The organism is candidate division WOR-3 bacterium, assembly GCA_016867815.1.
Lineage (GTDB): Bacteria > Hydrothermota > Tepidihabitantia > Tepidihabitantales > Tepidihabitantaceae > UBA2258.
Genome location: VGIR01000001.1, coordinates 48,476 through 71,040, shown reverse-complemented (window position 1 = coordinate 71,040; position 22,565 = coordinate 48,476). Strand labels below are relative to the sequence as shown.

Below are 22,565 nucleotides of genomic sequence, written 5' to 3'. Positions count from 1 at the left end.
AATTCTAGGCCAACCAAACAGACTGTCAAACGCGGACTTGGTCTGCCAACGGCCATTTGACAATCGACTCTGCGACGCTATGCTACACCGAAAGCCCGGATGCGCTGCCTGCGGGCGATGATTCGAAGTCCGACCCTTATCCCTGAACTTGGAGGTGCAATGTCAGAACGAATAGCGGTAGTCGGCATCGGCGCGACCCAGTTCCGGACAATCACTCCGGACGTGTCGTATAAGGAGCTGATGTTCGACGCCGCGGTGCGTGCCTACGCCGACGCCGGGATAAACCCGCGCACGGAGGTAGACACATTTGTAACCTGCGCCGAGGACTACATCGAAGGCACATCTATCTTCGACGAGTACGTGCCCGACCAGTTGGGCGCGGCCCTCAGGCAGATGCATACCATCACCGGCGACGGCCTGCACGGCATCGCCACGGCGGTCATGCAGCTCAGAACCGGCAGGTTCGGCACCGCGGTTGTCGAGGCCCATTCCAAGGCATCAAACATGTTGACGCCCGACGGTATCGCGGCCTGCGCCCAGGACCCGGTAACCGTCCGTCCCCTGTGCCTGAACTCAAACTTCATCGCCGGACTGGAGATGAACCGGTTCTGTGCCGAGAACGGCATCACCCGGGACCAGTGCTCGGCGGTTGCGGTGAAGAACCGCTCGAACGCGCTGGTGAATCCGATTGCCGGTCAGGCAGCGGGGCTCTCCCTTGACGACTTCAAGTACGCGAAGCCGGTGTCGTTGCCCCTCACCGACCTGGACATCGCCCAGCCGGTGGACGGGGCAATCGTCATCGTGCTCGCGACCGAGTCAAAGGCAAAGGAGCTGCGCGGGAAGCCGGTATGGCTGACCGGTGCCGGCTGGTGCAACGGCTCACCCAACCTCGAGACCCGGGATTGGAGCGCGCCCGAGTACGTGACCAAGGCAGCAAAGATGGCCTATGGTCAGGCGGGTGTCACCGACCCCAGGCACTACTTCGACTTCGCTGAAGTTGACGACACCTACACCTACAAGGAGCTGCAACATCTCGTCGCCCTCGGTCTGGCCAGTCCCTGCGACGTGGGCCTGAACACGGAGCAGGGCAAGACCGCCCGCAACGGAAAGCGACCGGTCAACGTCTCCGGCGGCGCCCTAGGCATGGGATACATGTACGAGGCATCCGGTCTTGCCCGTTTCTACTGCGCGGTGCAGCAACTGCGCGGGGAGGCCGGCGCGATGCAGCTACCCAAAGCCAAGACCGCAATAGTCCAGGCCTGGCGGGGAGTGCCCACTGCCAGCACCGCGGTCATAACCCTAGCCGCATAAGGAGCAATCATGGGAAACAGAGTAGCGATAGTCGGCGTAGGGATGACCAAGTTCGTCCGCCGCGCGCTTGAGACGGGTAAGGAGCTTTCCTGGCTCGCCTCCAAAATGGCGCTCGATTCCTGCGGCATGACCATGAACCAGATCGACTCAGTGGTAATGGGTACGGCGCCCGACACGTTTGATGGCGTCCACATGAAGGGTGAGTACCTGTCAGACGGAGCCGGCGGGTTCGGCAAGCCGTACATGCGCGGTTTCGTCGGCGGCGGGACCGGCGTCTTCTCAGTTGCCCAGGGCTGGTACCATGTGGCATCCGGGATGTTCGACACCTGCCTCGTGGTCTGTGAGGAGAAGATGTCAACGTTCCAGCCGCACGCGCAGGCCGCGTTCGTCACCATCTTTGACCACATCATTGAACGGCCACTCAAGCCGAATCTCCTCTGGATCTTCGCGCTGGAGATGAACCGCTATATGACCACCTACGGGCTCCGCAAAGAGGACATCGCCAGGGTCGCAGTGAAGAACAAGACCAACGCGCTCTACCACCCCTGCGCGCAGATTGCCGCACCGGTCACGGTCGAGGACGTGCTCAATTCCGAAGTCCTGGCCTGGCCGGTGCAGCGGTTGGACGTGAGCCCGGTCTCTGATGGCGCGGTTGCGGTGATCCTGGCCAACGAGAGCGTGGCCCGCCGCGTGACCGACAAGCCGGTCTGGGTCGAGGGCTGCGGCTGGGCGCTCGACACGGCATACTGGACCAACCGCGACCTCTGCTATCCGCGGTATGTGGAAGAAGCGGCACGCATGGCCTACAAGATGGCCGGCGTCACCGACCCGCGGCACCAGATCCACGTGGCCGAGCCCTACGACCCGTTCGACTACAAGGAGCTCCACCACATGGAAGGCCTGATGCTGTGCGGTCGCGGCGAGGCGCCACAGCTGACTGCTGACGGCGTCACCGCCCGCGACGGCGAGCTGCCGGTCTGCCCGTCGGGAGGTCTCCTCGGCGTTGGCAACCCGATTGCGGCCGCCGGGCTGATGAAGATCGCCGAACTCTTCTGGCAGTTGCGTGGCGAAGCCGGCAAGCGGCAGATCGCCCGCAAAGCCAAGCGTGGCGTCGCCCAGGCTTGGGGCGACCTGATGCAGGTGGGCACGGTCGTGGTGCTCGGAGTCTAGGAGGAAGCATGGCAAAGTCCAAAGTCCAGAGTCTGAAGTCCAAAGTCCATGGTCCGCGTCCCGTTCCCGACGCTCCTCCATACGGCCCGATTGCCACCGGCCTGTCCGACGACGACTTCAAGCATGGCAAAGTCTGCACGACGCGCTGGACCCACGACGCGAAGTACGCGTGGGACCGCGGGGTCGCCATCGGCAAGTACCTTGCCGGTCTGAAAAGGGGCAAGATACTCGCGGTGACGTGCGGTTCGTGCAACCGAACCATGGTTCCGCCCCGTGCGTTCTGCGAGTGGTGCTTCAAGCCCATTGACGGCTGGACCGAAATCAAGGACACCGGCGTCATCAACACCTTCTCTCTATGCTACGTCACTTGGGACGTCAAGCGCATCACCGAACCGCTCATCCCGGCAGTCATCGAGATAGACGGCGCGTCCAAAGGCATGGGCATCATGCACCTCTTGGGCGAAGTGGACCCCAAGCAGGTCAAGCGAGGTATGAAGGTCAAGGCAGTATGGAAGCCGGCTGAAGAGCGCGAAGGCGCCATCACCGACATCCTCTACTGGAAACCGGTGTAAGGAGGAACCATGGCACTCAAAGAACGACTCTCCCTGCCCGCTGAAGCCAAGACCTGGCCCGGCGAACTCCCGGTCCAGAGCCTCTACACTGCCGGCGCTGCCGGCGACCGGTTCTTCAAGACCCTGAAGGAGAAGGGTCAATTCCAGGGCGCGGTGTGCACGGCCTGCAATGAGGTCTATGTGCCGCCCAAGCTCTACTGCGAGAAGTGCATGGCCAAGCTTGACGACTGGGTCAAAGTCGGACCGACCGGGATCGTCGAGTCTTGGACCGAGCTCCACGTTGGCCTGGACGGCAAGCCGCTCGAGAAGCCCCAGTTCATCGGGCTCATCCGGCTCGACGGTGCAACCACAAGCATCGTTCACCGGCTGACCGAGAAGCCCTGCTGTATCGGGATGGAGGTAGCCGCGGTACTCAAGCCCACGGCCAAGCGCGAAGGCGCCATCACCGACATCCTCCACTTCGAGCCCAAGTAGAGTTCTGAGTCAGCAACCCAAGGGGCGGCGCAAGCCGCCCCTTCTGCTTGACCGTGCGCGTCACGACGGCTATGATTCAAGCCGCCGACCGAAAGGAGCAAAACCACCCCCATGAAGAAACTGAATCCCAGAGCACTGACCCGGGCCACGCTCAAGGCTGCAGTTGAGCGAGCCGAAGCTCTCGGCATCAAGCACCTCGTCGTCGCCTCCACTTCCGGAACCACCGCGCTCGAACTGGCGCGGATGCTGCCGCACGGCCTGAACGCAGCCTGCGTGACGCACCACGTCGGATTCCGCGAGCCGGGCAAGTCCGAGCTGTCGGAGACAACCGAGAACCGCCTGGCGGAGGCCGGCATCCCGGTCCTGCGGACGACGCACCTGTTCGGCGGCGTCGAACGTGCCGTCCGCCTCAAAGTCGGCGGCCTCGGGACGGCCGAGACGATAGCGTTCACCTACCGCACGCTGGGCGAAGGCACCAAGGTCGCGGTCGAGATAGCGGTAATGGCGCTCGACGCAGGGCTGATACCTCATGGCAAGGACGTCGTCGCCATAGCCGGCACCGGCACGGGCGCGGACACCGCCATCGTCATCCGTCCCGCCCACTCGCGCCAGTTCTTCGACACCAAGGTTCGAGAGATTATCACCAAGCCTAAGGACTGGTAGCCACGAAGACACGAAGTACACGAAGAGAAACCGGATGGACGTATGTCATGAGACAGCCAGCCGTCACAGGGTCGGGAATGATAGCAGCCCTAGAGACAACAGACCCAAACGAGGAGAAGAACAGGATTGGAGTTTGATGCACTGTCGAGTCGGATAATCAGCTCCGCACTGAAGGTCCACAAGGAGTTGGGTCCCGGGTTCCTGGAGTCCATCTATCACAATGCCCTGCTGTTCCAGCTACGGGTTGACGGCATGCGGGCCGATTCCGAGAAGGAGATATGCGTGAGCTACGCCGGGACCGAAGTGGGCCTTCATCGCCTTGATCTCGTCGTCGACAACACTATCGTCGTCGAACTCAAGGCTGCCCAGGATTTCCAGGATAGCCACATGGCGCAGGTCATCTCGTATCTCAAGGCTTTCCATCTGAAGACCGGATTGCTGCTGAACTTCGGTAGGTCGAAGCTCGGAATCAAGAGAGTGGTCCTGTGAGTGCCCACGGGCTGTCAAGAGCCACTGGCGACCTAGACACTCCGAGATCACATGGATCTCCGACCGTTTCGTGTCCTTTCGTGCTTTCGTGGCTCAAGCCTTCCGCAGTCCGTTTCGTGTCCTTTCGTGCTTTCGTGGCTGTCAAATCTCAATAGAGGAGTGACTGATGTCTGAGTGCATATTCTGCCAAATCGTGGCCGGCCGGGCGCCGGCCCGGAAGGTCTACGAGGACGAGCACACGCTCGCCTTCCTCGACCTCCACCCCATCTCCCGTGGTCACTGCCTCGTCATTCCGAAGAAACATGTGGAGTGGTTCACGGACATTGAACCCGAGGACGGCATTGCCGGCCCGTTCCTCAAGACCTGCTACGTGATTGCGCGCAAGCTCAAGCACACTTTCGACTGCGAGTATGTCACCATGCTCATTCGCGGCACCCGGGTCCCGCACCTGCACATGCTCTTCATCCCCAGCATCAAGGGTGAAGAGAACCTGCTCGACAAGACTCTGGCCATGCACCACTTCGCACAAGTTCGCATGAAGCCGCCGTTCAGCGAGGCCGAATTGGACGAGATCGCTGAGAAGATAAGGAACACCCAAGACTAAGGCGCAAGGAGAGCAAACATGAGACTGCTGACCGCAATCGCCCTGACCGTGCTCGTCGGCTACGCCCAGCCGGCGCTGAATGAGCTTGACCCCAACGCCGGTAGCTTCCTCGACTTTCCTCTCGACTCCGTCAGCCGGGCGGCGAACGCCGCCTACCAGGCAGCCAGGTACAATGAAGCGGCACGCCTGTACCTGACCGCGCTCGAGCACGACATCACCAAGTCGAGCGACATCTACAACCTGGCCTGCTGCTATGGACTGCTGAAGCAGGACTCGCTGGCCGCACTCTACCTGAGGCGCGCGTTCCGCGCCGGGTTCGATGACATCGGTCACGTGAAACAGGATCCGGACTTCGACTCGGTCCGCACCCGACCGGTATTCGCCACGCTGGTCGAGAGCCTCGCTTCTCACGCCGAGAGCGCGCAGGCTCGAACCGGCACGCAGGTACTCGTAGAGGCGTCGAGCTTCATCCCGTGCTACGTCCGGCTACCCGCCGGCTACGACTCGACTCGCGCCTACCCACTTGTCATCGGTCTTCACGGCTTCGGCTCGGACCCGAAGTCGTTCGCACGGCTCTACGAACGCGCCGGCAGTCCGGACCTCATCTTCGCCTGCCTGCAGGCTCCATACCAGTTCGGCGCCGGCCGTGACCTCGGCTACTCCTGGTCGACATGGAGCAAGGACGACAGCATGGTCGGCCCGAGTTCAGAGGCGTTGGCCTGCAGCTTCGTCGCCACTGCGGCCGTCAGGCTGACGGGCCAATACAAGACAACCGGCACCTGGCTTCTGGGATTCTCGCAGGGCTGCGGTATGGCCTACCAGACCGGCATTGGCTACTCTGACTTCTTCCAAGGCATCATCGGCTTCGGTGGAGGTTTTGACTCCCTCGGGTTCACTGCGGCGCAGTACGAAGAGGCCAAGAACCTCAGTGTATTCATCGCCCATGGCAAGGAAGACCGGGTCGTTGAGTACAAGAACGGCAAGAACGCCCGTGACTTCCTCAAACGCAAGGGCTTCGACGTCACCTTCGTAGAGTTCAAGGGCGGCCACACCGTACCGGAACAGCAGCTGAAGCAGGCAGTGAAGTGGATGCTCGGTAAGAAATGACGAATGACCAATACCCAGTCCCTGGTCAACGACCGGCAAGCAAACCGAGCATCCGGAATAGACGGCCACGAAAAGCACGAAGCAGGATGAAATGAACTCAGATTCGAAATCCATCACTGTCCCCGTTTCGTGTCTTTCGTGCTTTCGTGGCTTCAGGGTCCTGGCCGAATAGGAATTGGGAGTTGCCGGCTAGAAATCCTGCCTCCGAGCTTGGCCGCTGGGGCGACGAGGAATTCGTCCGCGTCTGGGACAGCCAGCCGACGAATCCGCTCAAGGCTGAGCAGCTCGACGTACTCGCGGAGGTCATCAAGGAGAACTGGCGTCGCGGCGCCCGCATCCTCGACCTCGGCTGCGGGACAGGAAAGACTGAAGCCGTGATACTGGAACGGCTTCCGGTCGCGCGGTTCGTCTGTGTAGACCGTTCAGAAGTGATGCTCGGCTTTGCCCGGGAACGGCTGCAAGGGTACGGGTCGCAGTGTCGCTTCGTCAAGTCTGACCTCGACCGGCTGCAAGCAACTGGGGTGCCGGGCTCGCCATTTCGGTTCATCGTCGCTGTGGACTCTGTCCATGAACTGACCGATGCTGCCAAGGCTCGGCTCTTCAGGTTCTGCCGACGGCATCTTACCAATGACGGGCTGCTTCTCATACTGGACCGGATCGCGCTAGACCGGGCCGGGTTCGGCCGGCAACTGCGGAGCGTTCTTAGTCGGCTCCAGCACCTTCACGGCGTCCGCTCCGGCCAGTTCTCCGACCAGTTCATTGACCCGCGCAGCCCGGACCACGAGCATCCGCTCGCGCTCGAACCCTACTTCCGGCTGCTTCGCCGCGCCGGCCTCAATCCTGCCCTGCTGCATCTCCACTTGCACAAAGCTCTCATCGCGGCGAAACCATAGCCCAAGACCATCCGGCCTGTCAGGCGTTCCCGATTTCTCGTAGAGACGACCCCGAATAGCAGAGGCGGGCATTCGCCCGCCCGGTTGTTGCTGGCTCCTCGCTGCTGACTGCTCCTTACCTCGGCACAACGACCTTGGTTACGGCTGACGACTGTCGAACGAAGTAGATTCCCGCCTTCGGGCTAGCTACCCTCCGCCCCATGGGGTCGAAGACGGTTGAGCCCTCCGGCAGACTGCGAACGACCGTGGTGGACAGCCTACGGCTGGTGGCTTGCGGCTTTTGGGTCCCATCGGCCACGCCAACGTTGCCATCAGCGTCGGTCTTGATGAGATAGACGTCGCTGCCGCCCGCACCGTAGGAGCGTGTGGTCCCGGTCATGATGTAACCGCCATCGGCGGTCGGCTGGACGGACTGCAGGACTTCGTTGTCGGGACCGCCGAATATCCTCATCCACTTCGGGTCGCCACTGGCATTGGTCCTGACGAGATAGGCGTCGGTGCCCGCACCGGTGCAGCCGGCAATGACGAACCCGCTGTCATCGGTCTCGATAGCCGCGTACCCCATGCCGTCGCCGTACTTCCTTCCCCAGAGCGACTCGCCGTTTGCCCCGAACTTGACCAGACTCACACTGCCGCGGTCAGCCGATGCGTCGCCACCGACCACTGCAATCCCACCGTCGGCCGCCTCCAGCACGGCTTGGCCTCGGCTGTATTCCGGGCCGTAGCTGGTCGTCCACATTTCGTCGCCCTTGTCGTCCGCCATGAGAACGTAGGCTCGGCCTCCGATAAAGCCGTATGCTCCGCCGGCAATGACGTAGTTTCCGCCCCTAGTCCTCTCCATGGAGTAGCCGTAGTCCCAGTTGAATATGTCGTGGGCCTTCACCCAGTGAACACTACCACTTGAGTCGGTACTAGCGAGACACGGGTCGGCGTCGCTCCAACCGGAGTAGGAAACGGAGGAACCTCCGATCGTGAAGTCGCCGTCGGGGGTCTGCAGGACGGAGGTCGCCTCATCATCGTGTGGGCCCCCGAGCGTCCTGGTCCAAAGTGTTTCGCCGTGGGCATCGGTTCGAATGAGATACATGTCAGCGTAGCCGGCCCCGTACGACTCCGTGCTGCCGGCAACGATGAACCCACCGTCACTCGTCTGGCTCACGGAATTCCCGTAGTCGAGCGACTCGCCGCCGTAGGTACAGCTCCAAAGCACGTTGCCGCTGGAGTCGGTCCTTACCAGATAGACGTCTTGCCTGCCCGCTCCATAGCTTTCGGTGGTCCCGGCAATGACGTAACCGCCGTCCGCAGTCTGCCGGACGGAGCAACCGGAGTCTCTGCCAGGACCGCCAAATGTGCGTTGAAAGGTGGTGTGAGCCGCCAGGGTTGCGGGTATGAGAATCGCGGCCGCCACGAACGCGGCCATGATGGGCGTGAATCGCATGCGAACCACAGTTCCTCCTTTTCGCGCCGGGGCGAGTATAACGATGCAATAATAGACCCCATTCGGGGCTTGTCAACCCGCGTCCGCGAACATGCGGCCGCGAACAGCATCGTATCGGGCGATGTACACCATTGGCCTCTGCATCCCGGCACAACGGTACGCAATTCGAGTTTGGGAAAAGAGAGAAAAGTCCTCCGGAGCGCCGGAGAATGAGGGACACCACCTCGATGCGGCTGCGCGGGCCGCGCCTGGAGCATCGCACAAACGAGCGCCGCGACAGCATCCCTATCCTCATTCGGTACAGCCACGTTTTCCCGGCCCTCTTTTGTCTTGGCGGTGGAGCTCGAATCCGTCTATTGCTTTCGGGGCCTCCGTTTGAGCTCTGGTGCCGGGCACGCGGTTTGACTTGCCTAGGCAGCGGCGATAGACTGAAGGACATGCTGATTCTGGCCATCAACCCGGGCGGCGGGTCCACGAAAGTGGCGATCTTCGACGGCCCGAAGACAGCCCTTTCCGAGACCGTCGAGCACCCACCCAACCAGCTCGTCCGGTTCGGCCATGTGCTTGACCAGTACGAGATGCGCAAGTCCGCCGTTCTATCGGTTCTCGACCAGCACAAGTTCGACCGGACCAGGTTGCAGGCAATCGCCACGCGCGGCGGTCCTCTCCGGCCGCTTCCGGGTGGAGTTTACCGGATAACGCCGCGGGTAGCCGCTGACATCCGCCACGGGGAGTACCAGACGTTGCACGCATCTCTCCTCGGCCCGCTCATCGGGTTCGAGCTCTCCCGGGAGCTTGGTATCCCCGCGTACTTCGTAGACCCGGAGTCCACCGACGAATTCCGCGATATCGCGCGAGTCTCCGGATTCAAAGGCATCCACCGGGTAGCGATATCGCATGCCCTGAGCTGCCGCACCGTGGCGCAGGCGGCGGCGAAGAAACTGAAGAAACCGTACCAGAAATGCCGACTGGTGATCGCTCACCTCGGCACGGGCATCACCGTGGCCGCTCATGTCGGCGGCAAGCAGGTCGACGCCAACAACGCGAACGACGACGGTCCGTTCTCCCCGCAGCGGGCGGGGTCACTTCCCCTGTCCGGAATCGTCCGCGCCTGCTACTCCGGCAAGTACACCGAGGCAGCCATCCTGAGCCTGTTCAACAACAAGGGCGGGCTGGTATCCTATCTCGCGACCGACGACATCCGCCGGGTCGAAAAGGCGGTTGCCGGCGGCAACAAGTCAGCCGAACTGGTCTACCGGGCCCTCGTCTACCAGGTCGCGAAAGAGATCGGCGCCTACGTCGTTGCCTGCGAAGGCACGCCCGACGCGATAGTCCTGACCGGTGGCCTGACTCTCTCGGAGCGGTTTGTCACCGACCTCAAGAAGTGGCTTGCCCCACTCAAACTCAAGCTGTTCGTGTTTCCGGGCGAGGAGGAGATGTCGGCGCTGGCCTCCCGCCTTATCGCTGTCCTATCCGGCAAAGAAAAGGAACTAAGCTATGACAAGGAAACTGCTCTCCGGGGATGAAGCCGTAGCCCGGGGAGCCTGGGAGGCAGGGTGCCGCGTGGCTGCCGCCTACCCAGGCACACCATCGACCGAAATCCTCGAAGCCATCTCGACCTACAAAGATATCTACTCCGAGTGGTCGACCAACGAGAAGGTGGCGCTCGAAGTCGCGCTCGGCGCCTCGATATCCGGGGCGCGGGCTCTGGCAGCGATGAAGCATGTCGGCCTGAACGTTGCCGCGGACCCGTTCTTCTCCGCCGCCTACATCGGCGCGCTCGGCGGCTTCGTGATCGTGACGGCCGATGACCCGGGCCTGCACTCCTCGCAGAACGAGCAGGACAACCGCTTCTACGGTCTCATGGCCAGGGTGCCGGTCCTCTGCCCGTCGAACAGCCAGGAGTGCCGCGACTACACCATGCGGGCCTTTGCCATCTCCGAGGAGTTCGACCTGCCGGTCCTCATCCGCCTCACCACCCGCGTCGCCCACTCCAGCGGCATCGTCGAGGTTGGCGAGCGGACCGAAGTTCCGCTCAAGCCCTACGAGAAGAAAGTGACCAAGAACGCTATCCTGCCCGCGTTCGCCAAAGTCAGGCACGTCGACCTGGAGAAGCGCATCGACCGGGTCGCCGCTCTCAGCCTGCAGGATGAGTTCAACCGCATCGAACCGGGCAGCGTTGACCTGGGAATCATAAGCGATGGTGTCTGCTACCATTATGCGCGTGAGGTCTACCCCGACGCCTCATTCCTGAAACTGGGTATGGTCTGGCCGTTCCCCGGTGAGACCGTGCGCCGGTTCGCCGCCACAGTCAAGGAACTGCTCGTGGTCGAGGAAGTCGACCCTTTCATCGAACTGCAGGTCAGGGCGCTCGGGCTCAAGGTGACAGGAAAAGACCGGTTGCCGCGCACCAACGAAATGAGCCAACGGGCGCTGCGCCTGAGCATGGGTCTGCCTGCGGAGAAAGCCGAACCGGAAACCGGCGTGACCGCCCGGCCCCCGGCGCTCTGCCCCGGCTGCCCGCACACCGGCATCTACTTCGCCCTGCAGAATCAGAAAGCCTTCATCGGCGGCGACATCGGCTGCTACACGCTCGGGGTGATGCCGCCGCACTCGGGCATGGACACCTGCGTCGACATGGGCGCGTCCATCACCGTCGCCCACGGGACCGACAAAGCGCTCGGTGCCACCGACCAGCGGCCGCACGTCGCCATCATCGGCGACTCAACTTTCTTCCACTCCGGCGTCACCGGTCTCATCAACACCGTCTACAACAAGTCGAACGTCATCACCATCATCAGTGACAACCGCACCACCGGCATGACCGGACACCAGAACCACCCCGGCACCGGACAGACCCTGATGGGCAGCTTCGGGACCATCATCAAACCCGAGGAGATCGCCAAGGCCTGCGGAGTCAAGACCGTGGTCGTTGTCGACCCCTACAAAGTAAAGGAAACGCGCAAGGTCGTGCGCGAACTGCTCGCCAAGAAAGAACCGGCGGTGATTGTCAACCGCCGCGCCTGCGCCCTGCACATCCGGCTCCACAACCCGCCGTTCAAAGTGGACCCGGAGAAGTGCGACGGCTGCAAGACTTGCATCCGGCTCGGCTGCCCGGCCCTGTCATTCGATAACGGCAAGGCCCACATCACCGCGACCACCTGCGTCGGCTGCGGCATGTGCGCCGACGTCTGCCCCGAAGGAGCCATCTCCGCAAGTCCCAAGTCCAATGTCCAAAGTCCAAAGTCCTCTGCTGGGAGTCCCTCATGAACATCCTTGTCTGCGGCGTGGGCGGCCAGGGAGTGCTGCTCTTCTCCGACATCATCTCCAACCTCGCGCTCCGGAACGGCCTGGACGTCAAGAAGTCGGAAGTGCACGGACTGGCCCAGCGCGGCGGCAGCGTGACCAGCCACATCCGCTTCGGCCCCAAGGTCTATTCGCCGCTCATCGAAGAAGGTACGGCCGACGCGGTGGTGGCTTTCGAGAGGCTCGAGGCGCTCCGCTACGTCCACTTCCTGTGTCCGTCCGGACGCCTCTTCTACGACTCGCACCGCATCGACCCGCTCCCGGTCTCAATCGGCACGGCGGAAAGAGTGCCTGACGACCAGATCGAGGCCCGCCTCGCGGCCCGCGCGCCCCGACGGCAGATGGTGCCGGCCTTCAAGACCGCTCTCGAACTGGGCAACGTCCGGGTACAGAATACGGTGATGCTCGGGGCGGTCTCAAGCTGCCTCGGCTTCCCGGACGAGTCTATCAAACAGTCCCTGACCGAGTTGGTGAAGCCGGCGGCCCGGGAGCTCAACCTCAAGGCCTTCGCGGTCGGCCAAGCCATCTCCGCCTGCCCCTAGACCGGGCCGGCAGCAGCTCAGGCAGACAATCGCGGGCGGGAACCAACCGGTTCCCGCCCGCCATCTACAGCCGGAACGGCTAGCGCTGGATCACGATTCTGCGCGCCGCCTGCGACTGCGGGTCACGCACGAAGTAGACGCCGGGTGCGAGCCGGCTCACGTCATTCGCCCCGTTCTGCAGGTCCATCACCTTCTGCCCGGCGATGTTCACGAGGCTTGCAGCGGACAGCTTGCGGCTTGCGGCTTCCGTCAGGTACAGCACGCCGCGCACGATGCTGGCCCCTGACGCTACACGTGGCTCCTGCCGACCGCCGGCTTCCTCAATTCCCGGCACGTCGCCCAGTCTGCCCCACAGCCGGTAGGCGCTGTAGCGTTGGCCGAGCGCGGCTTCAGTCCAGCAACTAAAGAGCAGGAGCAGTTCCGGGCCACCGCCGTACACCGCATCGAACCCGAGCTGGTAGCCGGGCGCCGCAAACCACTCATCCTTGCGGACCAGGTTCCCGGCCGTGTCAATCCTCGCAACCGCGAAGTACGTTGAGTCCATGTAGCCCCAATAGCCCCAGAGGACTCGGAAGCCTTCGGCATCAGCGGTGACACGGGGAAGCTCGTTGTACTCGTTCGTCTTGTCCACGAGCAGGGCATTCGTGTCGAGGACCGTACCGTCGGCCTTGACCCGGGCCGCGTAGATCGCGCCGTCGTCCTGCACCCAGGCGACCAGCGAGTTCCCGTCGGCGCGTGCAACCGACACGGGCGGCGGGTAGCCGTGCACCGTCGCGCCCACGAGGTACCTCGGCCGGGTGATGGATCCGGCCGGACTGACCAGCGCACCATAGATGTTGTCGTCCGACGCGTTGTAGTGATATCCCTGCCAGACCACCAGGTAGTCGCTGCCGCTGAAGCAGACGGCCGGCAATGCGTCGTCAAACGAGTCGGAGGCCGCCACCGCGAAGCCGTTCGGGTCGAGCACGGTTCCGGCCTGGCTGACCCGCGCCGCAAAGACGTTGCCGCGCATGTCCGTGCGGTTGTCGTGCCACACGACAAGGAAGTTCGTCCCGTCGAAGCTGATGTCCGGGTAGTCCTGGTCGAAGGCCTCACGGCACACCGCGATGCCGCCCGGGTCGAACACGCTTCCGTCCGTGCCGACCCTCGCGCAGTAGATGTCCGCCCCGGTAGAATCGCGAACGTCAGACCACGCCACGAGGTAGATGGAATCGCCGAAAACGGCAGCCGTCTGCCACTTGCCGGTGAGAGTCGTGTCAACCGGGAATCCGACCGGGTCCAGCACGGTTCCGTCAGCGGCAATCCGCGAGGCGCTGACCGCACCGAACACCCCGCCTCGGTCCTCGGCCCAGACGGCAAGGAAGTCTGTCCCGTCCGACGCGCCACTCGGCCCGTGCTGCCAGTCCGCGCCCTGCGGCAGGACGATGCCGGAATCGAGCACCGCCCCTTGCGGGCTGATGCGCGTGCAGATGACGCCCATGTTGTACGTGAAGGTATCAGTGAAGCAGCCGGCCACGAAGAAATTGTCCCGGTCCGCTGACACGCTCGGGCCGTTGCACACATAGTCCCTGAGCCGCGGCCGGATGAAAGTGGAGTCGAGCGGCACTGCTTCAGCGCTGAGCCTCAGTCCGCAAAGCGCGCCCGAAGGCCAGGACTCCTCATCCTCTTCCCACATCACCAGGTAGTTGGTCCCGTCGTAGGCAATGGACGGAAACACGTCCATGTTCGGGTCGCTGCACAACTGGATGGCGACCGTGTCCATGATGTCCCCTGATGCCGAGACCCGCGCCGCGAAGATATCCGGCTGCTCCATGCCCTCTGCCCACGTCGCGAGGAAGCATGTGTCCCCGAACGCGACGCTTGGGAGTGCCTGTATCGCGCCGGCATCGTGGCGCAAGAAGATGGCTGTATCCAGTACCACGCCGCCCGCCGACACTCTTGTCGCCTTCACTGTAGCCGTAATCCCAAGCGTGTCCATCGCCATCCAGGCCACGAGATAGACGCCGCGGCCGAATGCAGCCGCAGGGAAGATATCGGAATCTGTGCGGCTCACGGCAACCGGGATTGGTACCGAGTCGAGCAGCCGGCCGCCGGTTGTCAGACGCGCAGCGTAGATGTCGGCATTCTGTTCTACGGTGTTGTCGGTCCAGACCACCAGGCAGGTCGAATCGCCATCGAATGCGACGGCCGGCAGTGCCTGGCCCTGGTCGCTGTCATACACGAGCAGCGAATCGATGACGTTCCCGGCCGAGTCGAGCCGGGCCGACCACAGGCTGCGGTTGTCGCCCGCGACCCAGACCGCGGTGAAGCCGGAGCCGGTGCCGACGATCGCCCGGGAGATGCCATTATTCTGCATTGACTGGTACTCGTAGCCGACGCGGTTGCCTATGGCATCGGTCGCGGAACCATCCGACCCGACACCGCTGGTGTAGACCGCCTGGGCGTTGTCGTCCGACCAGAAGACCCGCCAGCCGGAGTCATTCGTTGCCGCGCCGTACGAGAAGCTCATACCCCAAGAGAGCGGAGTCGGCACGATTCCGGTGTCCACCATGAACGCATCACCCAGTCGTCCGTCGACTCCGGCCCGGTCCGAATGAGCGCTTATCTGCTTCAGGTTGGGCCTCGCCGGCGGCCACGCGGATCTCCGTGCCCTGACCGGAAGGGGCCGCGCGCTCCGGCTGAGCTGCGAGTGTTGATTGACCAACTGCTGATGCCTGCCGGGAAGCGCTCTGGCCTTGCCGGCAATGGCAGGAACGAACATGGCGCACAAGAGCGCCACGCAGGCTGCCGCCCTACTGAACATCGTGACCTCCTTTTGCTGACTGCTGAACCGAACCTCGAGACTACGGCTTCGCCCGACGCCGCCGCGCCGCGCACGACCGAACGGGTGATTGTCGGAGGGAGTGGATTCTGACCGGCTCGGACTTGCGGACTGTGTCGTGAGTCTCACAACACATTCAGACTATCGGCTCAGGACCTCCTTTGGTGCTTCAGACCGCAGGGAGTATAGCCCCCCTCCACCCGCTGTCAAGTCAGGGACTTCACTCTGTCTCCCAGAAAGCGGGCGGGGTTCAGCAGCGAGTCCGCAGGACGGCTTTCGCCCCAACGGGGTGACGGGTGCACGTGCGGAAAACGGGGACTGTAACTTCGCAGGGCCCTTTGCGACTCCCAGGGACTGTCCCCTGTCTTCCGCGGCAGGGCGATAGCCCCTAAGGTGCGGGGCTTGGGGCGAAAGCGAGCGAGGCTCGACAACCAAGCCCCGCCAGCTGATTGTTAGCTCAGGTGACTAGCGCTGGATGACGACCTTGGTGACGCTTGGCGCATCACGCTCAACGCCAGACGCCTGACGCACGAAGAAGACGCCGGACCTCGGGTTCGCCACCCTCCGCCCCATCGCGTCGAAGACCACGCTGGATGCCAGACGCCCGACGCCTGACGCTCCGGACAGAACCGTCGCTCCGCCGTTCACCATTCGCCACTCGCTACCCGTAATTTCCTCGACACCCGACACCGAGTCGCGCAGAACCGAAATCGTTGAGTTGTATGAACTCGCTACGTAGACGCGGTTGTGCGCCGGGCTGTAGCACAGGTCGGCTGGATAGCGGCCGACCTCGATGGTCCGCAATAGAGTGTCTGCGGCAGCGTCTATCACCGCGACCTCCGTGAGTCCGGCACAGAAAACCTTGTTGCTCTTCGCGTTGAAGAGGATGGCCTCAGGACCATGATGAGAAGGAACCGCGGCCACGACCGAATCCGTCGCGCAGTCTATCACGCTGACACCGCCGTAGATCTGGGTCACGTAGACCTTGTTCCCCGACTGGCTGTAGCAGAGCTCGTACGTGTGTTCTACGTTCACTTCGCCGACAATCGAGTCGGAGTCGCCATCAATCACCGTGACCGCGTGTCCGCTAGAGGCCGAGCAGTAGACCTTGTTGTTCGTCGGGTTGTAGCACAAAGCCTGAGGATTGCTCCCCGGTTCCAGGGCGATCTCGGCCAGGAGCGAGTCGGTCGCGCCGTCGACGACACCGACGTGATCGCCGAATTGTGACGCGTAGTAGACCTTGTTGTTCTGCGAGTTGTGACAGAAGGCCAGGGGCGACCCCCAGGCTGGGACGGTGGCAAGCACGGAGTCACCTGCGCAATCCACGACGGTGACGTTCGGAGCATCGCGGCCACCATAGACCTTGTTGTTCAGCGGGTCATAGTACACGACATACAGCCCGCCGGCGTCGTCGATCCTGGCGACAACCGAGTCAGTCGAACCATCGATGACCGCGATGAAGCTGCCCGTGCTGCCACTGCAGTACACCTTATTGAGCAGCGCGTTGTAGCAGATGCTGTACGGGTGCTCCCCGACTCCGATCGTGGTGATGACTTCATTGGTCGCTGCGTCAATCACAGTGACGCTGTTGGCATTCTTGTTCGCGCTGTACACCTTGTCGTTCTGCGAGTTGTAGCAGAGCGACAAAGGAGTGGCACCGGAGTCCAATTGGATCGTCGTCTCCAGCCACTGGGCATCGACGGCTGTCACAAGGCAGCCCAACGCAAGCAGCACGATAGCACACTTCATAGTACCTCCCGAGTGGTCAATTATCGGCCGCTACCGTGTCTTGTCAATGCCAAGTCGAGTTCCGGCCTCCGCCGAGCGCGGGCGAGGTCCGGCAACGGAACCCCGCCCGCATCGCAGACCGAGCCGTCACGGAGCAACCGGCGCTACCACGTTGAAGACGTCGGTACGGATGGCCTGCAGCACGGCCTCGGTCAGGCCGCGCGCCTTCCACTTCGCCACCAGCACCGCCGCTTCCTTCGACATCGTTTCGCCGGAGATGTCCTTGCGCGTCAGCGCCCACATCTCCCGGCCGAAGCAGAGGTAGAACGGCAACTGGATGGTAGATACCCCGGCACCATCGCAGACCTGCTTGACCTGCAGCTCCATCGCGGTCAGCATCGGCTGCACCGAACTGACGTGCTCGAGCATCTTCGGCCGCTTCTTGTCGAGCCTCGTCTTGATGGTCGTGGTGTCGTACGCCGCATCCCAGTTCTCGATCCTTCTTGCGGGGTCATTCATGAACAATCACCTTCCTCTCCGCCCAGCAGGGCCGCAATCTTCTCTCTTGCATCCGTCATTACAAAGGAATTGCGGAAAAAGGCGGTTTGTGGTCGAATCCACGTGAAAGCCACGTCATTGAGTCGACGCCGCAGGTTCTGTTCGCCCTGGTGGCGGCGATAGCAGACCCGCCGGCGCGGCATCCCCTGCCCGGCGGCGATCTCATCGTCGGTCCGGTCCTCATAGTAGTGCCCGGTGACCGCCGCCCGCTGCTCTGCCTCCAGGTTCGCCACCTCCTCCTGGATGCGGCCCACGACGTAGTCGTCCATCGGCTCGGTCAGCGCCGGCAGCATGTCCGCGACGATCTCGTCGTAGGGGAAGTCCGCCCGGTCCAGGCTCAGATCATGGATGTGCTTGATCAGCGCCGAACGGCAGACCATGTGCGCCCAGGAGCAGAACGCCGAACCCTCGGGACGGTACTTGGGCAGTTCCTCGAAGAGCGTCGCCAGCATGAAGTCGACGCACTCCTTCTCCCAGGCGTCGAACCGGAGCCAGCGCCGGACCCAGTTCCTGAAGATGTTGTGATAACGGTGATAGAGCTCCACTTGCGCGGCGATATCCCATGCCCTTGCTCTCAGGGCGAGGTCGGCGTCCCGCCGGTTGCCGGCGGAACGGTCGCGCGTCTTCGCGTCAGCGGCCATATGGCCCTCCTTCGTCTTCCTTTCCCGATCCGGGAGCCCGCACCTGCCCACCCGGCGATGCCCGGTTCAGTTGACCGGCCCCCGTGCCTAAGTATCGCTTGCCATGCGCCCTCTGTCAATGGGTCTTGCCGCCGCTTCCTGGTTCCGGGACTCGAGCAGTGGCGGGAGATTGAAGACGTTGGTCGCGATGTCCAAGAGCACCTCGCGGCTCAGCCCCCGCATCACCCACTTATCCACCCTCCACATCATCTCCCGCTGCTGCCTCTCCAGCGACGTCTCCTCGCGCGTCAGCTTGCCCAGCTCCCGACTGAAGGCATGGTAGGCCGGAAAGATGATCGTATGCACCCCGTGCAGACAGAGCACCGCGCGGGTCTGGTTCAGCATGCTCTCGTCGCGCGCCGCAGAGATGCTGAACCGCGCCACTCTGGTCTGGATAACACGCTCAGTCAGACGGCCTGCGGACCCCAGCCGCAGCATCACTTCATAGTTGCCCACCATCCGATCCAAACGGCTCATCTTATCCCTCCTCTAGTCCGCTACCTTGCCGGTGGCGGAGTCGTGAAAGCGCCTCCCGAGCAACCCGACCCCAATCCGCCACATCAGGTTCCCGCGCAGCCCCCTCCGAAACCACTTCAACACCACCCGCTTGGTTCTTCGCGTGAAGTCCGGGAACGGCACGATCTGTCTAATCTGTGTAACCTGCGGATGGTCTCCGGTCCTCACTCTGGGCTCTGGTCTCTGGATTCTGGACTCTGCACTTTCCGACGTTCGGGCATGCCGCAGCGTCGCGTACAGCTCGCGAGCAAACACCAGATACCGCTCCTGCTCCTCCTCCGGCACGACGGCGCTCACCACCTCGCGCAGCATCTCCCCCGAATGCCGGTGCGGCTGCCGCCCCCTCATCCTGCTACTCATCGCCTCCTCCCACCGCTGCCACCTCGTCCCTCGCGCTTCGTCCGCTGTTCGGAGCATTCGGGCTTCGAGTCTCGTGTCCTTCGTGCTTTCGTGGCGGTACGTTCGGGTTTCGAGCTTCAATCGTCATTCGCGCTTCGGACTTGGCCGCTGCCCCTGTCTGACAGTGCGGGCTTTCCTCTATCGCCTCCGGCGTCATCACCGCAATGTGCTCGTAGCATTCGCTCAGCAGCGCCTGCAGCAGCTCCGAATCCAGCTTGTACCCGGCCCACTTCCGCAGACAGATCTCGAGCTCAAGTGCCAGGTCCCAGCCGGTCCTGGTACGGAGCAGCCGGGACAACTCCCGCAGATACCAACGATAGGCGTTCTGCTCCACGAGCCGAAGGCCCTGGTGGTCTAGTATGGTCCGGCCGATCTCCCACACCGCCGCTTCGGCCAGGTCGGAAGGCATGTCGAAGAGCGACAACACCTTACGCTTGTGCCGCACCCGGTCCAGCAGGTCACGCGCCCGCTGATTCAGTTCGATCTGGTTCACGGTTCACTCCTTTGCACGGCTCAGTAGATTGCCGTCACTAAGGAATTGCGGGTTTCCGTCGGTTTTGGTCAAAGCGACATCGCGTAAGTCACGCATTCCACGTCCAGGGGTCGCTGGGGGGGATACTCCCCCGGAGACTCTCCCTGCATATCCGGGGGCATATCTCCGTGCATCTGGCTGGGCATCTGTCCCGGCATCCCTCCCGGCATCTGGGAGGGCATCTCTCCGGGAATCGGACTCAGGCACTGGGCAGGGTACTCTCCCCGTATCCCGGTGGGAATCTCCCCTAGCATCTCGGAGGGGAACTCTGCCCGCATCTCCCCCGGCATCTGGGAGGGCATCTCCCTCGGTATCTGGGAGGGCATCTGGGAGGGCATCTCTCCCGGTATCTGGGAGGGCATCTGGCCCTGTCCGAGACCGCAAGACACCGCCCAGCTATTTCCACAACATTTGACAGGACCTCGGTTCCTGCCGCCTGCAGAACCGGACAACGGCTGTGGCTCTCGGCTTGACTGCGGGTCTGTAATGACTATCCTCAGGAACGATGGATGTCGGATTCACCCCAGCATTGACGGAAGTGAGATAAGTAATGCGTCCCCGTTTCTGCCCCTGGCATGAGAGCCATGTCCGCTTCCATCCCCACGACGGAATACAAACCAGCGACCTTGACGTAATTGGGTTGAGTGAGAAGCAACAGATACCCGAAAGGAGGTTCCATGAGACAACTCGCGAATGCCGCGCTGAAGGCAGCTAGCTACGCGGAAGCCGTGCAGCTGCTGGAGTCTAGACTGAGCGATTGCATGGATACGTACGCTGACGACGTATCCAATGAGCATCACGCATTCGACTTCCTCGTGGCCGACCTATTCGAGACGACCGACCCGCTGTACTTCACGTTCACGGACGCCAAAGGCGACAAGGGCGTTGATTTCTACGTGAAACGTGATACCGACTATGCGGTCTACCAGTGTAAGATGCCGGGAGTCGCGACACTGAAGAGGAACCCGTCTCCCATGCTGCTAGATTCTCAGGCGGTCCTAGAGCTAAGGGAGACCATCGAGTACATGCTGAGTGACTCGGAGCCAAACTCGGGAAACGCGGCGGTCCGCGAGCTCCGTTCGAAGTTCCACCAAGACATGGCCTTAGAGCCGGAGCGTACGCATGTGCGGTTCGTGCTCAGCCTGTTCAGCAACCTCAACAGGGATGGTCTGGATGTGTATGAACGACTTCTGAAGGCCTACAGGTCCAACGATCGTGTCAGCATAGAGTTGCGTCTCTGGGACAGAATCACCGCCGAGCTCACGGCACCGTTCTCTGAGGCAATTCTCCCTCAGGAGGTGACGCTCCACTACTCCGAAGGAGAGATTCTCTCGCGGAGCGATTGGGCCTACCTGCTAGCGCCTTCAGTTGACCTGCTGGATGCCTTCGAAAGAAACCGATTCGCCCTGTTCGACCTCAACGTTCGGCACGAACTGAGGCAGTCTCCAGTAAATCAGAAGATCATCGACAGCCTCAAGCACGCCAAGTCGCAGCGCAACTTTCACCACCTCAACAACGGCGTTACGATAACCTGCAGCTCATTCAAGGTGTCAGAATCATCTCAGAAGGGGCGTGTGGTGACGGTTTCGAAACCTCAAGTAATAAATGGCTGCCAGACCGTACTATCGATATACCGAGCTCACCGGAGCATGTCCCCTGAGGAACAAGAGGGATTCCGCAAGCACTGTTGCACGCAAGTACGGCTTATCAAGACAGATGACCAGAGCTTCATAGGCGACTTGGTCGTAAGCACGAACAACCAGAATCCGATGACAGCGCGGAACCTGAAGTCGAACGAAGGCGTTCAGAAGTCCATCACGGCGCAGTTCAAGGCCCTTAGCCCTGCGTGGTTCTATCAAAGAAAGGACGGGGAAAGCGACAGCCTCTGGCACTTTCCGCCGCAGAGCTTCAGGAAGAAGGTGTTCGAAGACGCTGGTAACCGCAAGCGCATAGCGGATAATGAAGAAGTGGCCAGGGCTTGGTACGGATTCTCGGGCTTCTCGTCCCTGGCATCCGAGAGAGCCAAGCTGTTTGAAGATGGAGAACCTCACTACGACCGGATCTTCAAGAGAGTGCCACTCGCGGCAACTTGGAAGGATATCGCTGACCCGGCGATGCAATACAAGTACAAGGAAGACGACTACCAGGTCGCAACTCCTACGGCAGCTATGTACCTGTTGAGCTACCTAACCAGCCAGTTCGTCAAGAGATATACGTTGTCTAATCGCCTGAACCGGGAGCTGGCGATCGAACGACTCGGGCTAGGCCTGCCATCAGAAGGCGGAGGGTTTGACCCCGACAAGGTGGATGAAAAGCTGAAGTCTGATGACGAGTTCCTGGTGAATCAGATGCTCGCCAACATGAAGGAAGTCTTGGTCGGGCTCTACGCAACGGTGTACGTGTGGAAGTTTGGCCCTATCGATGGTAACCTCGCCCAGAGACTTCTTAAGAGTCCCTGCTATGCTCGGCTAGCGGAGTCACCCGACTTCGGCGGCTACGCCAAGGAGGTGCAGGACGGAAAGCACCGCTCGCCAGACAACCTACTGTACGCTATATATGAGTTCATCCGAACGGCCATGTACAACTTCCTTGGCAAGTACCGGGACGCATATCTGATGGCGGAACGCAAGATCAGATACCTGCACCGTGAGGAGACCATACAACACATGAAGCAAGAACTCCGCGCCCTGAACCAGAGGTCAGCGAGGCTGACCGAGGAATGGAAGACACAAGGCAAGACGTTCCTGGACAGCATGCCATAACGT

At 62.1% G+C, this 22,565-nt stretch carries 21 protein-coding genes; 13 read left to right on the top strand and 8 right to left on the bottom strand.

Annotation, left to right across the window (positions count from 1 at the left end; all coding sequences use genetic code 11):
• The first annotated feature begins 159 nt into the window (after positions 1 to 159).
• The 9 genes from FJY68_00280 to FJY68_00240 all read left to right on the top strand — a co-directional run bounded on the left by FJY68_00280 (position 160) and on the right by FJY68_00240 (position 7,283).
• Entirely contained in the window at positions 160 to 1,311 is a 1,152-nt protein-coding gene (locus FJY68_00280; protein MBM3330270.1) for an acetyl-CoA acetyltransferase, read from the top strand.
• Positions 1,312 to 1,320: 9 nt separating this feature from the next.
• Entirely contained in the window at positions 1,321 to 2,481 is a 1,161-nt protein-coding gene (locus FJY68_00275; protein ID MBM3330269.1) for a thiolase domain-containing protein, read from the top strand.
• Between the two features lie 8 nt (positions 2,482 to 2,489).
• Positions 2,490 to 3,053 carry a Zn-ribbon domain-containing OB-fold protein gene (locus tag FJY68_00270; protein ID MBM3330268.1) on the top strand — a complete coding sequence of 188 codons (564 nt, stop codon included), beginning with the start codon at positions 2,490 to 2,492 and terminating at the stop codon, positions 3,051 to 3,053.
• Between the two features lie 9 nt (positions 3,054 to 3,062).
• On the top strand, positions 3,063 to 3,527 hold the full coding sequence (locus FJY68_00265) for a Zn-ribbon domain-containing OB-fold protein (GenBank protein MBM3330267.1): 465 nt from the start codon (positions 3,063 to 3,065) through the stop codon (positions 3,525 to 3,527).
• A gap of 111 nt (positions 3,528 to 3,638) precedes the next feature.
• Complete coding sequence (locus tag FJY68_00260) at positions 3,639 to 4,190, top strand: hypothetical protein (protein MBM3330266.1); 552 nt, start codon at positions 3,639 to 3,641, stop codon at positions 4,188 to 4,190.
• Positions 4,191 to 4,316: 126 nt separating this feature from the next.
• The gene (locus tag FJY68_00255; GenBank protein MBM3330265.1) at positions 4,317 to 4,679 is read left to right on the top strand and encodes a GxxExxY protein; all 363 of its coding nucleotides are present in this window, start codon (positions 4,317 to 4,319) and stop codon (positions 4,677 to 4,679) included.
• A 166-nt stretch (positions 4,680 to 4,845) separates the two neighbouring features.
• Positions 4,846 to 5,283 carry an HIT domain-containing protein gene (locus FJY68_00250; GenBank protein MBM3330264.1) on the top strand — a complete coding sequence of 146 codons (438 nt, stop codon included), beginning with the start codon at positions 4,846 to 4,848 and terminating at the stop codon, positions 5,281 to 5,283.
• A gap of 18 nt (positions 5,284 to 5,301) precedes the next feature.
• Positions 5,302 to 6,390 (top strand): hypothetical protein, encoded by a 1,089-nt coding sequence (locus FJY68_00245; protein ID MBM3330263.1) that lies wholly within the window; start codon positions 5,302 to 5,304, stop codon positions 6,388 to 6,390.
• Between the two features lie 101 nt (positions 6,391 to 6,491).
• Entirely contained in the window at positions 6,492 to 7,283 is a 792-nt protein-coding gene (locus FJY68_00240; GenBank protein MBM3330262.1) for a class I SAM-dependent methyltransferase, read from the top strand.
• A gap of 115 nt (positions 7,284 to 7,398) precedes the next feature.
• Here FJY68_00240 and FJY68_00235 read toward each other — a convergent pair whose 3' ends face one another.
• Complete coding sequence (locus tag FJY68_00235) at positions 7,399 to 8,727, bottom strand: hypothetical protein (protein ID MBM3330261.1); 1,329 nt, start codon at positions 8,725 to 8,727, stop codon at positions 7,399 to 7,401.
• Between the two features lie 200 nt (positions 8,728 to 8,927).
• Here FJY68_00235 and buk point away from each other — a divergent pair, with 200 nt between their 5' ends.
• From buk to FJY68_00220, 3 genes are read left to right on the top strand one after another with little or no spacing between them, the layout of a single operon-like run.
• Complete coding sequence (buk, locus tag FJY68_00230; protein ID MBM3330260.1) at positions 8,928 to 10,244, top strand: butyrate kinase; 1,317 nt, start codon at positions 8,928 to 8,930, stop codon at positions 10,242 to 10,244.
• Positions 10,216 to 11,988: an indolepyruvate ferredoxin oxidoreductase subunit alpha gene (gene iorA, locus FJY68_00225; protein MBM3330259.1), complete on the top strand. Its 1,773-nt coding sequence runs from the start codon at positions 10,216 to 10,218 to the stop codon at positions 11,986 to 11,988. Before buk ends, iorA begins: the two co-directional genes overlap by 29 nt.
• A complete protein-coding gene (locus tag FJY68_00220) occupies positions 11,985 to 12,566 on the top strand; it encodes an indolepyruvate oxidoreductase subunit beta (GenBank protein ID MBM3330258.1) in 582 nt (193 codons plus the stop codon). Before iorA ends, FJY68_00220 begins: the two co-directional genes overlap by 4 nt.
• 79 nt (positions 12,567 to 12,645) lie before the next feature.
• Here the strand turns inward: FJY68_00220 and FJY68_00215 are convergent, their stop codons facing one another.
• The 7 genes from FJY68_00215 to FJY68_00185 all read right to left on the bottom strand — a co-directional run bounded on the left by FJY68_00215 (position 12,646) and on the right by FJY68_00185 (position 19,761).
• Positions 12,646 to 15,369, bottom strand: a complete 2,724-nt coding sequence (locus tag FJY68_00215) for a T9SS type A sorting domain-containing protein (GenBank protein ID MBM3330257.1) — start codon at positions 15,367 to 15,369, stop codon at positions 12,646 to 12,648.
• Positions 15,370 to 15,852: 483 nt separating this feature from the next.
• On the bottom strand, positions 15,853 to 17,136 hold the full coding sequence (locus FJY68_00210) for a hypothetical protein (protein MBM3330256.1): 1,284 nt from the start codon (positions 17,134 to 17,136) through the stop codon (positions 15,853 to 15,855).
• 126 nt (positions 17,137 to 17,262) lie between these two features.
• Positions 17,263 to 17,634: a hypothetical protein gene (locus FJY68_00205; GenBank protein MBM3330255.1), complete on the bottom strand. Its 372-nt coding sequence runs from the start codon at positions 17,632 to 17,634 to the stop codon at positions 17,263 to 17,265.
• Positions 17,631 to 18,314 carry a sigma-70 family RNA polymerase sigma factor gene (locus FJY68_00200; GenBank protein MBM3330254.1) on the bottom strand — a complete coding sequence of 228 codons (684 nt, stop codon included), beginning with the start codon at positions 18,312 to 18,314 and terminating at the stop codon, positions 17,631 to 17,633. Before FJY68_00200 ends, FJY68_00205 begins: the two co-directional genes overlap by 4 nt.
• Positions 18,315 to 18,401: 87 nt before the next feature.
• Positions 18,402 to 18,830 carry a hypothetical protein gene (locus FJY68_00195; protein MBM3330253.1) on the bottom strand — a complete coding sequence of 143 codons (429 nt, stop codon included), beginning with the start codon at positions 18,828 to 18,830 and terminating at the stop codon, positions 18,402 to 18,404.
• A 12-nt stretch (positions 18,831 to 18,842) separates the two neighbouring features.
• The gene (locus FJY68_00190; GenBank protein ID MBM3330252.1) at positions 18,843 to 19,229 is read right to left on the bottom strand and encodes a hypothetical protein; all 387 of its coding nucleotides are present in this window, start codon (positions 19,227 to 19,229) and stop codon (positions 18,843 to 18,845) included.
• Positions 19,222 to 19,761: a hypothetical protein gene (locus FJY68_00185; GenBank protein ID MBM3330251.1), complete on the bottom strand. Its 540-nt coding sequence runs from the start codon at positions 19,759 to 19,761 to the stop codon at positions 19,222 to 19,224. Before FJY68_00185 ends, FJY68_00190 begins: the two co-directional genes overlap by 8 nt.
• Positions 19,762 to 20,477: 716 nt before the next feature.
• Between FJY68_00185 and FJY68_00180 the strand changes: the two genes are divergently transcribed.
• A complete protein-coding gene (locus tag FJY68_00180) occupies positions 20,478 to 22,562 on the top strand; it encodes a hypothetical protein (protein ID MBM3330250.1) in 2,085 nt (694 codons plus the stop codon).
• Positions 22,563 to 22,565: the final 3 nt, after the last annotated feature.

Excerpts from the sequence above, each read along its gene's own strand:
- FJY68_00280 (MBM3330270.1), top strand. The coding sequence starts at position 160 with ATGTCAGAACGAATAGCGGTAGTCGGCATCGGCGCGACCCAGTTCCGG.
- FJY68_00275 (MBM3330269.1), top strand. The coding sequence starts at position 1,321 with ATGGGAAACAGAGTAGCGATAGTCGGCGTAGGGATGACCAAGTTCGTC.
- FJY68_00270 (MBM3330268.1), top strand. The coding sequence starts at position 2,490 with ATGGCAAAGTCCAAAGTCCAGAGTCTGAAGTCCAAAGTCCATGGTCCG.
- FJY68_00265 (MBM3330267.1), top strand. The coding sequence starts at position 3,063 with ATGGCACTCAAAGAACGACTCTCCCTGCCCGCTGAAGCCAAGACCTGG.
- FJY68_00260 (MBM3330266.1), top strand. The coding sequence starts at position 3,639 with ATGAAGAAACTGAATCCCAGAGCACTGACCCGGGCCACGCTCAAGGCT.
- FJY68_00250 (MBM3330264.1), top strand. The coding sequence starts at position 4,846 with ATGTCTGAGTGCATATTCTGCCAAATCGTGGCCGGCCGGGCGCCGGCC.
- FJY68_00245 (MBM3330263.1), top strand. The coding sequence starts at position 5,302 with ATGAGACTGCTGACCGCAATCGCCCTGACCGTGCTCGTCGGCTACGCC.
- buk (MBM3330260.1), top strand. The coding sequence starts at position 8,928 with ATGAGGGACACCACCTCGATGCGGCTGCGCGGGCCGCGCCTGGAGCAT.
- iorA (MBM3330259.1), top strand. The coding sequence starts at position 10,216 with ATGACAAGGAAACTGCTCTCCGGGGATGAAGCCGTAGCCCGGGGAGCC.
- FJY68_00220 (MBM3330258.1), top strand. The coding sequence starts at position 11,985 with ATGAACATCCTTGTCTGCGGCGTGGGCGGCCAGGGAGTGCTGCTCTTC.
- FJY68_00215 (MBM3330257.1), bottom strand. The coding sequence starts at position 15,369 with ATGTTCAGTAGGGCGGCAGCCTGCGTGGCGCTCTTGTGCGCCATGTTC.
- FJY68_00210 (MBM3330256.1), bottom strand. The coding sequence starts at position 17,136 with ATGAAGTGTGCTATCGTGCTGCTTGCGTTGGGCTGCCTTGTGACAGCC.
- FJY68_00205 (MBM3330255.1), bottom strand. The coding sequence starts at position 17,634 with ATGAATGACCCCGCAAGAAGGATCGAGAACTGGGATGCGGCGTACGAC.
- FJY68_00200 (MBM3330254.1), bottom strand. The coding sequence starts at position 18,314 with ATGGCCGCTGACGCGAAGACGCGCGACCGTTCCGCCGGCAACCGGCGG.
- FJY68_00195 (MBM3330253.1), bottom strand. The coding sequence starts at position 18,830 with ATGAGCCGTTTGGATCGGATGGTGGGCAACTATGAAGTGATGCTGCGG.
- FJY68_00190 (MBM3330252.1), bottom strand. The coding sequence starts at position 19,229 with ATGAGTAGCAGGATGAGGGGGCGGCAGCCGCACCGGCATTCGGGGGAG.
- FJY68_00180 (MBM3330250.1), top strand. The coding sequence starts at position 20,478 with ATGAGACAACTCGCGAATGCCGCGCTGAAGGCAGCTAGCTACGCGGAA.